Source organism: Novosphingobium indicum (assembly GCF_014645195.1).
GTDB classification, from domain to species: Bacteria; Pseudomonadota; Alphaproteobacteria; order Sphingomonadales; family Sphingomonadaceae; genus Novosphingobium; species Novosphingobium indicum.
In genome coordinates this window covers 1-14,378 of sequence record NZ_BMLK01000012.1, presented here as the reverse complement: position 1 = coordinate 14,378, position 14,378 = coordinate 1, and the positions used below count along the sequence as shown (strand labels likewise).

General features: G+C 63.7%; 12 protein-coding genes. 4 read left to right on the top strand and 8 right to left on the bottom strand.

Annotated elements, in window-relative coordinates; all coding sequences use genetic code 11:
- The first annotated feature begins 2 nt into the window (after positions 1–2).
- The 3 genes from uvrA (at position 3) to IEX64_RS13290 (ending at position 4,296) form a co-directional block, all read left to right on the top strand.
- A complete protein-coding gene (uvrA, locus tag IEX64_RS13300) occupies positions 3–2,969 on the top strand; it encodes an excinuclease ABC subunit UvrA (protein WP_188820163.1) in 2,967 nt (988 codons plus the stop codon).
- A gap of 737 nt (positions 2,970–3,706) precedes the next feature.
- Complete coding sequence (locus IEX64_RS13295; RefSeq protein WP_229710288.1) at positions 3,707–3,991, top strand: type II toxin-antitoxin system ParD family antitoxin; 285 nt, start codon at positions 3,707–3,709, stop codon at positions 3,989–3,991.
- Entirely contained in the window at positions 3,988–4,296 is a 309-nt protein-coding gene (locus tag IEX64_RS13290) for a type II toxin-antitoxin system RelE/ParE family toxin (RefSeq protein WP_188820162.1), read from the top strand. The genes IEX64_RS13295 and IEX64_RS13290 overlap by 4 nt, the downstream gene beginning before the upstream one ends.
- 409 nt (positions 4,297–4,705) lie before the next feature.
- Here IEX64_RS13290 and IEX64_RS13285 read toward each other — a convergent pair whose 3' ends face one another.
- Positions 4,706–6,067, bottom strand: a complete 1,362-nt coding sequence (locus IEX64_RS13285) for a reverse transcriptase domain-containing protein (RefSeq protein WP_188820161.1) — start codon at positions 6,065–6,067, stop codon at positions 4,706–4,708.
- Between the two features lies 1 nt (position 6,068).
- The gene (locus IEX64_RS13280; RefSeq protein ID WP_188820160.1) at positions 6,069–6,638 is read right to left on the bottom strand and encodes an SLATT domain-containing protein; all 570 of its coding nucleotides are present in this window, start codon (positions 6,636–6,638) and stop codon (positions 6,069–6,071) included.
- A 668-nt stretch (positions 6,639–7,306) separates the two neighbouring features.
- Between IEX64_RS13280 and IEX64_RS13275 the strand changes: the two genes are divergently transcribed.
- On the top strand, positions 7,307–8,863 hold the full coding sequence (locus tag IEX64_RS13275) for a hypothetical protein (protein ID WP_188820159.1): 1,557 nt from the start codon (positions 7,307–7,309) through the stop codon (positions 8,861–8,863).
- On the opposite strand, the gene IEX64_RS13270 is transcribed toward IEX64_RS13275, so the two are convergent.
- The 6 genes from IEX64_RS13270 to IEX64_RS13245 form a co-directional block, all read right to left on the bottom strand.
- On the bottom strand, positions 8,755–9,183 hold the full coding sequence (locus IEX64_RS13270) for a septal ring lytic transglycosylase RlpA family protein (RefSeq protein ID WP_188820158.1): 429 nt from the start codon (positions 9,181–9,183) through the stop codon (positions 8,755–8,757). The two genes, IEX64_RS13275 and IEX64_RS13270, sit on opposite strands and share 109 nt — an antisense overlap.
- A gap of 178 nt (positions 9,184–9,361) precedes the next feature.
- Positions 9,362–10,576: an argininosuccinate synthase gene (locus IEX64_RS13265; RefSeq protein WP_188820338.1), complete on the bottom strand. Its 1,215-nt coding sequence runs from the start codon at positions 10,574–10,576 to the stop codon at positions 9,362–9,364.
- A gap of 77 nt (positions 10,577–10,653) precedes the next feature.
- Positions 10,654–11,919, bottom strand: coding sequence for an SAM-dependent methyltransferase (locus IEX64_RS13260; protein WP_188820157.1), 1,266 nt, complete (start codon positions 11,917–11,919; stop codon positions 10,654–10,656).
- Between the two features lie 95 nt (positions 11,920–12,014).
- Complete coding sequence (locus IEX64_RS13255) at positions 12,015–12,752, bottom strand: SDR family oxidoreductase (protein WP_188820336.1); 738 nt, start codon at positions 12,750–12,752, stop codon at positions 12,015–12,017.
- 243 nt (positions 12,753–12,995) lie between these two features.
- Entirely contained in the window at positions 12,996–13,715 is a 720-nt protein-coding gene (locus tag IEX64_RS13250) for an extensin-like domain-containing protein (RefSeq protein ID WP_188820156.1), read from the bottom strand.
- Between the two features lie 107 nt (positions 13,716–13,822).
- A complete protein-coding gene (locus IEX64_RS13245) occupies positions 13,823–14,131 on the bottom strand; it encodes a ferritin family protein (protein ID WP_188820155.1) in 309 nt (102 codons plus the stop codon).
- Positions 14,132–14,378: the final 247 nt, after the last annotated feature.

Here is a 14,378-nt window from a genome sequence, read left to right as displayed (position 1 = left end):
CCATGAGTCTCACCCACATCACCGTGCGCGGCGCGCGCGAGCACAACCTCAAGGGCTTCGACATCGCGCTCCCGCGCGAGAAGCTGATCGTGATCACCGGCCTGTCGGGTTCGGGCAAGTCGAGCCTGGCGTTCGACACGATCTATGCCGAGGGGCAGCGCCGCTATGTGGAGAGCCTCTCCGCCTATGCGCGCCAGTTCCTCGAGATGATGCAGAAGCCCGATGTCGAGCATATTGACGGGCTTTCTCCCGCGATCTCGATCGAGCAGAAGACCACCAGCCGCAACCCGCGCTCGACGGTTGCCACCGTCACCGAGATCTGGGACTACATGCGCCTGCTGTGGGCGCGCGTGGGCATTCCCTATTCGCCCGCCACGGGCCTGCCGATCGAGGCGCAGACGGTGTCCAATATGGTCGACCGGGTAATGGCGCTGCCCGAGGGGACGCGGCTCTACCTGCTCGCCCCGGTGGTACGCGGGCGCAAGGGGGAATACCGCAAGGAACTCGCCGAGTGGCAGAAGGCGGGCTACACCCGCGTGCGCATCGACGGCGAGATGTACCAGATCGAGGACGCCCCGGCGCTCGACAAGAAGTACAAGCACGACATCGAAGTGGTGGTCGACCGCATCGCGGTGAAGGACGGCATCCAGACGCGCCTCGCCGACAGCTTCGAGCAGGCGCTGAAGCTGGCCGAAGGGCTGGCTTATGTGGACCTTGCGGACAAGACGGTGGCGGAGCTTGCCGGCCCTTCGACAAGCTCAGGGCGAGCGGAGGGTGGTTCTGAAACAAACCCCGCTCAGCCTGAGCCTGTCGAAGGCCGCGCGCAGGGCAAGAACCTCAAGGGTGCCGGCCTCCCCCCCAACCGCATCGTGTTCAGCGAAAAGTTCGCCTGCCCGGTCTCCGGCTTCACCATCGAGGAGATCGAGCCGCGCCTGTTCTCGTTCAACGCGCCGCAGGGGGCGTGCCCGGCCTGCGACGGGCTGGGCGAGAAGCTGCTGTTCGATCCGCAGCTGGTGGTCCCGAACGAGGGGCTGACGCTCAAGCAGGGCGCGGTGGCGCCGTGGGCCAAGTCCAACCCGCCCAGCCCCTATTACATGCAGGTGCTCTCCAGCCTCGCCAAGCACTTCGGGTTCGACCTGACCACGCCCTGGCAGGACCTGCCCAAGGAAGTGCGCATCGTCGTGCTCTATGGCACCGCGGGCGCGCCGGTGCCGCTGACGTTCAAGGACGGGCGCAAGGAATATACCGTCACCAAGCCGTTCGAGGGCGTGATCGGCAATCTCAACCGCCGCATGATCCAGACCGACAGCGCCTGGATGCGCGAGGAGCTGTCCAAGTTCCAGACCGCGCAGCCCTGCGAGACGTGCGAGGGCAAGCGCCTCAAGCCCGAGGCGCTCAGCGTGAAGATCGCCGAGAGCGACATCGCCGATGCCGCGCGGCTGTCGGTGGCCGATGCGTTCCAGTGGTTCGGCGCGCTGGAGGGCAAGCTCACCAGCCAGCAGCAGCAGATCGCGAAGGCCATCCTCAAGGAGATCAACGAGCGGCTCGGCTTCCTCAACAACGTCGGGCTCGACTACCTCAACCTCGACCGTACTTCGGGCACGCTTTCGGGCGGGGAGAGCCAGCGCATCCGGCTCGCCAGCCAGATCGGCTCGGGGCTCTCGGGCGTGCTCTACGTGCTCGACGAGCCCTCGATCGGCCTCCACCAGCGCGACAACGACCGGCTGCTGGAGACGCTCAAACGCCTGCGCGACCTCGGCAACACGGTGATCGTCGTCGAGCATGACGAGGACGCGATCCGCGCCGCCGACCACGTGGTGGACCTCGGCCCCGGCGCGGGCGTCCATGGGGGCGAGGTGGTGGCCGAAGGCACGCTGAAGCAGGTGCTCAAGAGCAAGACCAGCCTCACCGCGCAGTACCTCACCGGCGCGCGCAGGATCGAGGTGCCCGCCACGCGCCGCAAGGGCAACGGCCACTTCGTCACCGTGGAGAACGCGCGCGCCAACAACCTGACCGGCGTCACCGCGAAGTTCCCGCTCGGCACCTTCTGCTGCGTCACCGGGGTTTCCGGCTCGGGCAAGTCCAGCCTCACGCTCGACACGCTCCACGCCGCCGCCGCGCGCACGCTCAACGGGGCGCGGGTGATCGCCGGGCCGCACGACCGCGTGACCGGGCTTGAAATGTGCGACAAGGTGATCGAGATCGACCAGTCCCCGATCGGCCGCACCCCGCGCTCCAACCCGGCCACCTACACCGGCGCCTTCACCCAGATCCGCGACTGGTTCGCCGGGCTGCCGGAATCCGAAGCGCGCGGCTACAAGCCCGGGCGCTTCAGCTTCAACGTCAAGGGCGGCCGGTGCGAGGCGTGCCAGGGCGACGGCCTGATCAAGATCGAGATGCACTTCCTGCCCGACGTCTACGTGACGTGCGAGGAATGCCACGGCAAGCGCTACAACCGCGAGACGCTGGAAGTGAAGTTCAAGGGCCACTCGATCGCCGACGTGCTCGACATGACGATCGAGGACGCGGAAGAGTTCTTCAAGGCGGTGCCGCCGATCCGCGACAAGATGCACATGCTGAACGAAGTGGGCCTCGGTTACGTCAAGGTCGGCCAGCAGGCGACGACGCTGTCAGGCGGCGAGGCGCAGCGCGTGAAACTCGCCAAGGAACTCGCCCGCCGCTCGACCGGGCAGACGCTCTACATCCTCGACGAGCCGACCACCGGCCTCCACTTCGAGGACGTGCGCAAACTGCTCGAAGTGCTGCAGCGGCTGGTCGACCAGGGCAATTCGGTGGTGGTGATCGAACACAACCTCGACGTGATCAAGGTGGCCGACTGGATCATCGACCTCGGCCCCGAAGGCGGCGTGCGCGGCGGCGAGATCGTCGCGGAAGGCACGCCCGAGCAGGTGGTGCAGAACCCGCGCAGCTTCACCGGGCACTATCTGAAACCGCTGCTGGGGGCCTGATAATTCCTCCCCGAGCTTGTCTCGGGGAGGGGGACCGCCCGAAGGGCGGTGGAGGGGCACAGCCGCCACAACGCGAACGTCGTGCCAGGAAGCCCACCCCCAACCCCTCCCGCTTGCGGGAGGGGAGTGCCAGCGCCCCGCCGAAAGACCGCGCAAGGTCCGCCCTCCCGCAAGCGGGAGGGCCGCGAGACTTGCGCCTCTGGCGCTAGTCGCAGCGGGGTGGGCTCCCCGGCAATACGTCTCCGGCCCCGTTCGCGCCCCCATGTCCCGTTCGCCCCCACACTCCGTTCGTGTCGAGCGAAGTCGAGACACGCCAGCGCCACCCGTGTCCCGACTTCGCCCTTTCGGCCGAAGTGCACCCCGACCATGTCGAGGGGCGCGACACGAACGGAGAGGGCGCGTCTTCGGCTCTGCCGCACCGTTTCCCCATCCCTCATTTCAGCCACCCCTCACCCGTCATCCCCGCGCAGGCGGGGATCCCGCTTCCTTGCCCGGCGCCCAACGCCACAAGCGGGACCCCCGCCTGCGCGGGGGCGACGAAGCGGGGGAAAGACGCCTCACCTTGATCGTCATGGCGAGGCCCGCAGGGCCGCGGCCATCCAGAGCGAGCGTCAAGCGCCCTGGATTGCTTCGCTCCGCTCGCAATGACGAAGGCGGAGGCATCAATTCGTGCAAGCCGCGCGCGATGAACGCCATTTCACTGGACTCGACCCGCTGCCGTTGCTGAAACTATGACAATGTCATACACTTCCGCCATGACCACACGTACCGCCAAGCCCGTCACCGTCACGCTCGGCCCGCTCACCGAAATGGCGCAGGAGCGGGTGGCTTCGGGGCGTTACGCGTCGGTCAGCGAAGTGGTGCGAGCCGGATTGCGCGCGCTGGAGCGGGAGGAGGCGGCGCTCGATGCCGTGCTCAAGGCCCGCGTCGAGGAGGCGCTGGCCGATCCCGCGCCGCCGCTGCCGCAGGAAGACGTGTTCGCCGAGCTGCGTGCCCGGCACGAAGCCCGCACCGCCGGGTGAAGCGCTACACGGTCGTCTGGCACCCCCGCGCGCGGGACGATCTTCTCGCACTCTACGACTGGATTGCCGAGCGCGCCGGTGCGGAGGTGGCTTTCGCCTATACCAGCGGGATCGAGGCGCATGGACACGAGCTTGCCACATACCCGGATCGCGGCACGCCGCGAGACGATCTGGTGCCGGGCCTGCGCACCACGGTGTACCGGCAGCGGACGGTGATCGCCTACCGCGTGATGGACGCGGTGGTGGAGATATTGCGGCTGGTTCACGCCGGGCAGGATTGGGGCGAGGAATTGGAGGCCGGGTAATCCGCCACCGTAACGCCGGACCTTTTCCCACGCGGCTTTCCCGCTCCCACCCGTCATCCCCGCGAAGGCGGGTATCCCGCTTCCTTGCCCGGTGCCAAACGCCACAAGCGGGACCCCCGCTTGCGCGGGGGCGACGAAGCGGGAGTGAAAGACGCCTCACCTCCATCGTCATTGCGAGGCCCGCAGGGCCGCGGCCATCCAGAGCGAGCGTCAACCGCCCTGGATTGCTTCGCTCCGCTCGCAATGACGAATGTTTGGTGGGAGTGCTCAGGTCGCCCGCGTCGCCGGGATCTCGCGATGCTCGCGGTTCATGCTTTCGACCCCGATGTCCAGCGCCGGGCTCCGGCCCATCAGAGGCAATGTCTCGCACTATTCCTGACCACGCTCGAAGAGGGTTGGGGTAAGTGCACTAGGAAGGGCTGCCGACGTCGTTCTCTAACTCGTGTACTTCTTGGCCTATAAGACGGTTGAAATGAGCTTCGATGGACTCTGCGCTGAAAGTTTGGATCTCTTCAAGTGTTCTACCAAGCAGAATTGCAACTACCTGAGTTTTCTCTTCTAAATCGTATTGATCAAATTTTGGAACGTACGCAGTTTCATTGAGATTGTAGCAGATCTCATGATAGCTTTTGATAAACCGCTTTATCCTCGGTCTATGGTCGTTAGGAAATCCCACGCGCTGAAGCTGCTGCTGCACGAAAGCGTCTAGGTGCGAAAGTTGCTGAAGATTTTCGGTGCGCGAAAAAAACATCATCCAACCTCGCCTTTTGCCATCTGCCAAGCATCCGCTGATTTTCAGGTTCAGGCGAAAAATGGTTCTCTCTAAATCCCTACGATATCGGTAGTCGGTGACGACCTTCAGGATATTATTGAACATTCGGCGAAACGAGGTTTCCCTGACCGATATTTGTTCGCGACTGATATGATATCCCAGATAATCTACCCCCTGTGCAACATCATGTATCTCCGTCTTTCCAGATGTGCCTAGCGCGTGAATTTTTAGGCCGAGACGTCCCAGCGCTCGCCTCACACTTTCTAATGTGCTTTCGGCAGCGTCGGTGGGTGCGATCATCAATATGTCGTCGACGTATCGAAAGTAGCTTTGGAACCGATTTGTCTGACGATCATCAAAGCGGAGCAGATAGATACAGGCGAGTGCGCCCGAGATACTCAATCCTTGCGCGATTCCTTTATCTGGTGGGGTCTCTTCATTGCCAATTTTCGTCCGAACAGCTTTCATGCAGAGGGACAATGTCAAGTCATCCAAGCCAAAAGTTCTGAGTTCAGTTTCAAGCAATGCGTGTCTAATGCTAGGAAAAAATTCTTTTACATCAATCCGGATAAACGAACGGTCAGGCGGGCTAGAGCGGAGTTGCGTCGCGACTCGGTCGATGACTCCGTGTGGAGAAAAGCCGGCTGATTGGGGAATGTTTTGATGCAGAATTTGGCACACCGCCCGTAGAGTCAGGCGGTCGCGGACAGTGGGAATGCAAATCTGACGCGGAGGCTTTCCTGCGCCCTTCAGGAGTAGCCGTTCCTTAAATGTAGTGAAATTATAAGTGCCATTAAGTACTTTGCGATTAATCGTCGCTAAATTGTCGGCAAGATTTTGTTCAAAAGCTGCTACTCGGATCCCATCCCTACCGGTAGCGCGCGATCTGGCTATCTTGGTGGCGTAAAGGCGTCGGAGATGGTCCGAGGTGAAGTGCTGCTCGGGCGTAAGTCGGAGCGGAAAATCAAGTAGGTCGTGAAAGGTTAGGACGGTCGCCACGCTAAGACACAACGGTGACGTAATATGGAGCGAACAGGATCGGTCCGAAAAAAAACAGGGCTGCGACCGACCAAAATAACAGTCTTCTAACAACCACAGAGGCGAGCGTTAGGAAAGAAAACGGCACCTTGCCGCTAGAGTCAAAAAGCTCTCCACCGCGACGCCACGTACTAAAGATGACCTCGGAGTCGTCTTGTGAGCCATGATTTGGGTATCGATGAAGGGCTTCGCTATAGCGCTTCATCTTCTCGCCATCTTGGACCTGCGAGTTCCAAATGCTCTGCATTTCAAGATAACAAGCGCGGTATTCGGCGGCCCTCTTTTCGAGAACTCCTGTCGCTAAGAACGTGGAGGACGCAAATATTGCGATCGAACCTGAGGCGAAAATTATCTCATAATATGAAATCATGATTGCTTTGGATGAGACCGCGAGTGAAGCGACAATCATCAAAAATGAGTACCAGATGATAATTACATTCGCCAATCTCGAATAAACGCGATACCTGTCTTCAGCCTTAATTCGAGCCTTGTATGTGAGGTAAATTCTATTGGATTGTTTCGCTTCAGTCATGGGGTGGTGGGCGCATACAATGTAACACTGGTTCCTCAATGAAGACAGCATAGCTCAGACGAACTCAACTGCAAGGACAACCTCTGACGAGGCTAGTGACAGAAGTCACTCCGCCCACCGACTATGCAAATAATCGTTCTCAAGGAAGGCGGCAATAGTTCAGCGGAGGTTTGTTGATAAGATAGAAGAAATTGCCTTAACCATACGTTCAACTCTCGACTGCACCGTCCTTCTTCCCTTCAAACCATTTTCCTACACACCCCCATCTGCCTTAAATATCCCGGTTCACCCCGGCGCGCGTGAGGGCGCCGGTCCTGTTGCTCCAGCCTTGGGGGTGAACCATGTCCCAGCCTGCCGATCCGCGTCCGTCCGCTGCCCTTGAGTTTGAAGGGGGAGGGCGGGACTTGCCGCGTGTGCCCCTTCACCATCGTTCCGATGGTCCCCCTCCCCCGGCGGGGGAGGATTTCCCCCTCCACCATGCTTCGCATGGTCCCCCTCCCCGAGACGAGCTCGGGGAGGAATTGGATGGTCCGCCTGTGCGGTTCGGGCGGGGGTGGATTCCTCTGGAGCGCGATATCGGGTTGCCGTCGGACGAGGCGGGCTTTGCGGGGTGGGCGCCGCACGATCCGGACGATGAGCCGCCCCGGCCCTTGCCCTCGGATACGGGGGTGGTCAGCGCGTGGGTCTGTCCGGCGACGGGCGGGATCTGCCGCAAGCCGTCGGCGGAGGCGGCGGTGGTCGAGGACGGGGCTTTCGTCTCGCACCATGCCTGGGATGCGGGGCGCAAGGTGCGGTTTCTCCATCACCTCTCCGAAAAGGGCGATGTGCGCGCAGCCTGCGCGCGGGTCGGGATGAGCCGGCAGTCGGCCTATGTGCTGCGGCGGCGCGATGCGGCCTTTGCGCGGGGGTGGCAGGCGGCGCTGGTGCTCGCGCGCGGCCATGCCGAGGAAGTGCTGGCGACGCGCGCGCTCGACGGGGTGGAGGAGGCGGTCTGGTTCCGCGGCGAGCTGGTCGGCAAGCGCCAGCGCTACGACACGCGGCTGCTGCTGGCGCACCTCGGACGGCTCGACCGGCTGGCCGGGGACGACGAGAGCGCGGTGCAGGCGCTGGCGGGCCGTTTCGACGAGGCGCTCGCGGTGATCGCGGGCGAGGATGCGGCGGCGCATCTCGGCGGCGAGGAGGGCCTGCCGCCGCGCCCGGTGGAGGAGCGCCACGCGGAGGAGGACCGCAAGGCCGATCCCCTGCCGCTGCCGCCCGACCGTGCCGAGTTCGTGCGCGAGCGGGCCGAGCCGGCCTTCGTCGCGGCGAACGAGGCGTGGATCGATGCTGCCGAAAAGGCAGAGGCGGCTTTCGAAGCGGAGCACGGGTTCGGCGTCGACGATCCGGACCGGCCCGAGGGTGTGCCCGACCCGGCCTATCCCCCCGCGCCGGACTATGCGGACTTCTACGCCGAAAGCGGCGCGCGGTGGGACGGGTGGCAGGGCCATGCCTTCGGGCGTGTGGACGGGTTGCTGGGGGATGCTGGCGGGACGGTGAAGGGGAGCGCTGATACTCCCCTCCCGCAGGCGGGAGGGGCCGGGGGTGGGCTTGAGCACGCTGCGTGCGGTTCAGAGAAGGTCTCTCGCGCAGCCACCGACGGGGAAAACGCCACGGCCGCGTCCGGACTGCCCACCCGTGCCGGGAGTCACTTGCCTCCCGACACCCCCTCCCGCCTGCGGGAGGGGGACGACGACGGCGCCGACATGCCCCCGATGGAGTACAAGTCGCTCTATGCGCCGAACTCGTCCCCAGCCTCGTCATTGCGAGCCGAAGGTGAAGCAATCCAGGGCGGTTTGCGCGGCTCTGGATTGCCGCGCGGTTTCACCGCTCGCAAGGACGAGGGGCCGGCGCCGTATTTCCCTCTGGACCGTGTAAATCGTGTCAACCTGTCGACTCGTCGAGCGCAGGGCACGGCTGAACGAAACGTGGAGCGCGCCGGGAACGCAATGGCGTGTTCGGGCTTTTGGGGTGTGAAGGCCGGCGCGGTTCCTCCCCCCACCCCCTCCCACAACCGCGTCGGCCGGCCTTTTTCCTCAGAAAAGACAGCTCGTTACGGTCAGAGATCCGGTCTGGAAGATCAGGTGTCGGGCGTCAGTACGGCGAGTTCGACCATGCCGCGGCCCCGGCGCACCAGACCGATCTGGCGCGCGGCGGCTTCGGACAGGTCGATCACGCGGTTGCCGTGAAACGGGCCGCGGTCGTTGATGGTGACGATGACCGACTCGCCGTTACGCTGGTTGGTCACTTCGACCTGGGTGCCGAAGGGCAGCGTGCGGTGTGCCGCGGTCATCAGGCCCGGATCGAACGTCTCGCCGCTGGCGGTGGGGCGGCCGGCGAACTCGTTGCCGTAGTAGCTGGCCATGCCCTGGCCGATCGCCACGTAGGCCGGGGCCTTGGCGACGGGCGCGGTGGAGAGGGCATCGTTGTCGTTGATGGTCACGTCGACGGTCTCGACATCGGCGTGAATCGGCCCGGACAGCGGAAGAGTCGCAATGGCCAGAGCCATGGGTGCCAGAAATCCGCTGCGCTTGATAATCAAAACCTGCCCCGCTTCGTCGTTGCCGAGGGTTTGCCATCTAGGGGGTAATGCTTGCGATGTTTACCCATGCGAAAGCGGCCCGTCGCGCTTTGGCAACGGGCCGCCTGAAAGCGGGAACTATTTGCGATGAACGCTACCGCAGACCTTACTGGCCGCGCTGGGCGAGCAGGCGCAGGCGCAGGGCATTGAGCTTGATGAAGCCCTGAGCGTCCTTCTGGTCGTAGGCGCCGGCGTCGTCCTCGAAGGTGACGTGGCGTTCGGAGTAGAGCGAATCGGGGCTCTTGCGGCCGACGACCGAGGCGCTGCCCTTGTAGAGCTTGAGCCGGACGGTGCCGTTGACGCAGCCCTGCGAGTGGTCGATCGCCGCCTGCAGCATCTCGCGCTCCGGCGCGAACCAGAAGCCGTTGTAGATGAGCTCGGCATACTTGGGCATGAGCTCGTCCTTGAGGTGGGCGGCGCCCCGGTCGAGCGTGATCTGCTCGATGCCGCGGTGGGCGGCGGCGTAGATGGTGCCGCCCGGCGTCTCGTACATGCCGCGCGACTTCATGCCGACGAAGCGGTTCTCGACGAGGTCCAGCCGACCGATGCCGTGCTTGCGGCCGAGCTCGTTGAGCGCGGTGAGCAGGGTCGCCGGGCTCATCGCCTCGCCGTTGAGGGCCACGCCGTCGCCCTTGGCGAAGTCGATGGTGATGTATTCGGGCTGGTCGGGCGCATCCTCGGGATTGACGGTGCGCGAGTAGACGTAGTCGGGGGTCTCTTCCCACGGATCCTCCAGAACCTTGCCCTCCGAGGAGGTGTGCAGGAGGTTGGCGTCGGTGGAGAAGGGGCTCTCGCCGCGCTTGTCCCTGGGGACCGGGATCTGGTGCTGCTCGGCCCACTCGATGAGGGCGGTGCGGGAATTGAGGTCCCACTCGCGCCAGGGGGCGATGACCTTGATGTTCGGGTCGAGCGCGTAGGCGCTGAGTTCGAAGCGGACCTGGTCGTTGCCCTTGCCGGTGGCGCCGTGGGCAATCGCGTCGGCACCGGTTTCGCGGGCGATCTCGATCAGGCGCTTGGAAATCAGCGGCCGCGCGATCGAGGTGCCGAGCAGGTAGTCGCCCTCGTAGCGAGCATTGGCGCGGAACATCGGGAACACGAAATCGCGCACGAATTCCTCGCGCAGGTCGTCGATGTAGATGTGCTTGTCTGGCACGCCCATGAGCTGCGCCTTGGCGCGCGCCGGTTCGAGCTCCTCGCCTTGGCCGAGGTCGGCCGTGAAGGTCACCACCTCGCAGTTGTAGGTGACCTGCAGCCACTTTAGGATGACGCTGGTGTCGAGGCCGCCCGAATAGGCGAGGACGACCTTCTTGATATCGGACATCTTGGTACCGGACATGGGCTCTGCGGCTCCGCTGAAATCGACGCTATATTTGCGACGCGCGCCTATCAGCGCTGGCCCTAAGGCGCAATGGCGGGTTGTACGCAGGGAGACATAAGCGTCTTCTCGTTCTCGGCCATGTAGTCACGGGAGAGGGGCAGCGTGCGGCGGTTGCGGATGTACTGGATCTGGTAGTTGCACATCGATCCGCTCTCGAAAGCGGCGGTCGCCCCGGCGAGGTAGAAGGTCCACATGCGGTAGAAGCGCTCGTCGTAGAGGTCGATAATGGCATCCCTGGCGGCGACGCAGCGCTTGTACCACTCGCGCAGGGTGAGGGCATAGTGCAAGCGCAGATTCTCGACGTCGGAGGCGATCAGGCGGACCTTTTCGCTGGAGGCGACGGTCTCGCTGAGCGCGGGGATATAGCCGCCGGGGAAGATGTACTTGCGAGTGAAGGCATCGGTCGCGCCGGGCGTGCCCATGCGGCCGATGGTGTGAAGCAGCATCACCCCGTCATCGGCCAGCATGCGGGCGCAGTCGCGGAAATAGCGGTCGTACTGGGCCTGCCCGACATGCTCGAACATGCCGACAGACACTATCCGGTCGAAGGTCTCTCCGCGGTCGGCAAGGTCGCGGTAGTCGACCAGTTCGAACTCGATCCGGCCCGCGACGCCCGCTGCCACGGCGCGTTCCCGGGCGAGCGCGAGCTGCTCTTCGCTGAGGGTGATGCCCTTCACCGCCACATCGGCGTGCTTGGCGAGGAAGATCGCCATGCCGCCCCAACCACAACCGATGTCGAGCACCTTCTGGCCCGGTTCCAGCGCCAGCTTGGCGGCGATGTGGGCCAGCTTTGCTTCCTGCGCCTCCTCCAGGCTCATGCCTTCGCGCGGCCAGTAGGCGCAGCTGTACTGCATGTGATCGGCATCGAGGAACAGGCGGTAGAGGTCGTTGCCGATGTCGTAGTGATGCGCGACGTTGGCCTTGGCCTTCGAGGACTTGTTGATCCCGTCGTAGAGGGTAATCAGCTTCGCACGGACGGACTTCAGCGCCGAGGTTTCCCGCACTTCACCGCCCTTGTCCCAGCGCTTGTTTGCGCGCAGCAGCTGGACGAGCTCCATGATGTCGCCCTGTTCGACGATCATGTTTCCGTCCATGAAGGCCTCTGCGGCACCGAGCCGGGGGTCGGCGAGAATACCACGTTCGGCCTTGGCACTGGCAAAGCGGATGCGGACTTCGGGGAAGCCCTCCGTGGGGGTGCCGAAGCGCTTTACGCCACCATCGGGGCGCGCGACTTCCAGCACGCCCTGTTTGACTCCGCGTTCGAGAAACCGATCGAGAATTGCCATGATAATGAATGCCTTGCGGACTTGCTATGGGGGGACAGGCGGCGAAGTCTAACGTTATCTCCGGCAATGGCCAGTGGCCGATGGACAGACTTCCCTCATTGGCGCGCGAGGAACAGCACGTCGCGCTCTTGCGACAGCAGATGCTGCCCGGAATCGACGAAAACGGTTTTGCCGCTGGCGAGCCAGCCGCTGGCAAGAAACAGCGCTGTTCCGGCGATGTCTTGCGGCGTGGTCTTGCGCTGTAGCAGGTTCATGCGGTGCGAGACTTCGGTTTCCTCCTCGGTCTGGTCATGGCTGGCGAGGATCGCGCCGGGGGCGAGGCCGTAGATGCGGTCGCGTGGATCGGTACGCGCCATGGAGAGCATCGGGATCGTGCTCGAAAGCGCGTGCTTGCTCATCGTGTAGGAAAAGAAGTCGGGGTTGGGGTTTTCCAGCTTCTGGTCGGTCACGTGGATCAGGCGCCGTCCTGTCGTGCTGCGTGCCTGCGCAAGAAAGGCCTGGCCGATCCGGGCGGGCGTGGCGGCGTTGACCCGCATGGCGGTCTCAAACACCGACGGTTGCAGGTCCTGCGCCGTATCGAGGTCGAACACGCCCGCGCAATTGACCAGCACACGCCAGTCTTCGAGCCGTTCTGCCAGTTCCGCGACCATGGCCGGCCCGGCGTTCCAGTCGTCGAGGTCGCAGCTGAACACTTCGGCAGACGGCAGTTCGGCGGCCAAGGCCTCGGCCTGCTCGCGCGACCGGCCGTAGTGGATCACGACGTGCCAGCCCGCTTCTGCAAAGGCGCGGGCGATGGCCGCACCGATTCGCTTGGCGCCGCCGGTCACGAGCATCGCAGGCCGTCCGTTCACGCCGAAGCCTCCGATGTCATGTGGTGCAAGGTGACAGAGTTGACACGGTTTACACGGTCCAGAACAAAACCAGCCGGCCGGGTGGCCCGTGGTTTTTCAAAGAGGGCAGGGAAGGGTGCGAGGAGGGGTGAACGCCGGATCATGCCGGGCCATTGGAGCATAGCTTGCCTCGGTAGGAAACCCGCTTCGCCCGAGAACGGCGCGGCAGCGATGGCAACCAAAGGATTAGCGGCAGGCATTCCAGCCCGATCCTCGAATGGCCTGATCGAGATGAAGGTGGTCCGCGTGGGCTGCGTTGTAGTCCGGTGACAGCACCGTGGCAAAGCTCCGGCAGGCGCCGTCACGGACGTCGTGGAGAAACCGGGATGCCTCATCCGTCCCATCCCAGTCCTTTTGCACAGTTATCCGCCTGCCGTCGGCAAGCACGAAGGCGCTGATGTCTATCGCGTTGCCGGTCGCATGTTCGCTCCAGTTTCCCTTGTCGCCGCCACCGATGCGGCGGCAATTCACCGTCCCGAGATGCTCGATCCGCACGACTTCGGAACCGAGTGTGGCCATCGCGGCGGGCTGCACGCCGTGGCGCAGCCACCACACCAAGCCTGCGTCGACCGAGCAGGTCGCCTCGGGATTGCGCGGTCCCAGCGTTACCTCGGCTTTCTGCGGGCCAGCGAGAAACTGGCGGTCCTCGCGCCTGCAGGCACCCGACCCGACCGGCTCCAGGGGCTCGAACGCGATCCCGCTGCGTTCGAGAAAGGCACGGCATTCGGCCGTGTCGTCGCGCAGGGCGGAGAACTTGCGGTCGGTCGCCCAGCCCGGCGGATCGCTCAGGCGCAACGGTGCCCACGGGTTGTGTTCGGGGTGATCGCGCAGCCATGCCCGGCCGGCGAAAAACGCGCAGGCGACAAGCAGCAGACTTATGGCGAGACGATCCAGGAAAGGCCGCATGAAACGATAAACCGGCTGGAGCACCTTCGTTGCACGCCAGCCGGTTTAAGTGGAAGTGGTGCGCATTGCGCCGAGGGCGGCTTCAGCGCACGATCTGGTAGCGCTGGTTATTTGCCGGTGGCTTCTTCTTCGTGGGCGGCGATGTCCCCATCCTTGAAGAGGTATTCGCGCATTTCGCGGTCGAAGTCCTCGCTGTTGCGGCGCAGCCATTCCAGCACCATGCAGGCATGCTCGATCTCTTCGCGCATGTTGTGCAGCAGGATCGCCTTGAGACCCTCGTCCTCGCAATCGTCAGCGCGCTGGCGGTACCAGTCGGTGGCTTCCAGCTCTTCCATGAGGGACACGATCGCATGATGCATGGTGAGCGTCTTGTCGCTCAGACGTTCGCGGGGTGCGTGGAGACCTTCGCTCGACATTGATTGCTCCTAACCGATTTGGGTTCTTCTAAGGGGAACCGCAGCTGTCCGCCCGGGGCGGATCAGGGGCGCGGTTCGCATGCGAAGCCTATCTGGGTGCGGGGAGTTTGTGAAATGGTAAGAAGGGCCAGGCGTAGAAGTAAGCGTCAAACCGCCGAGGGCAGCAAACACTTGTTTGGTCATTCCCGGCATTATGTAGCAAACGCACCAAGACGATGCTAGATGTAATCGCACACGATGCGTAATA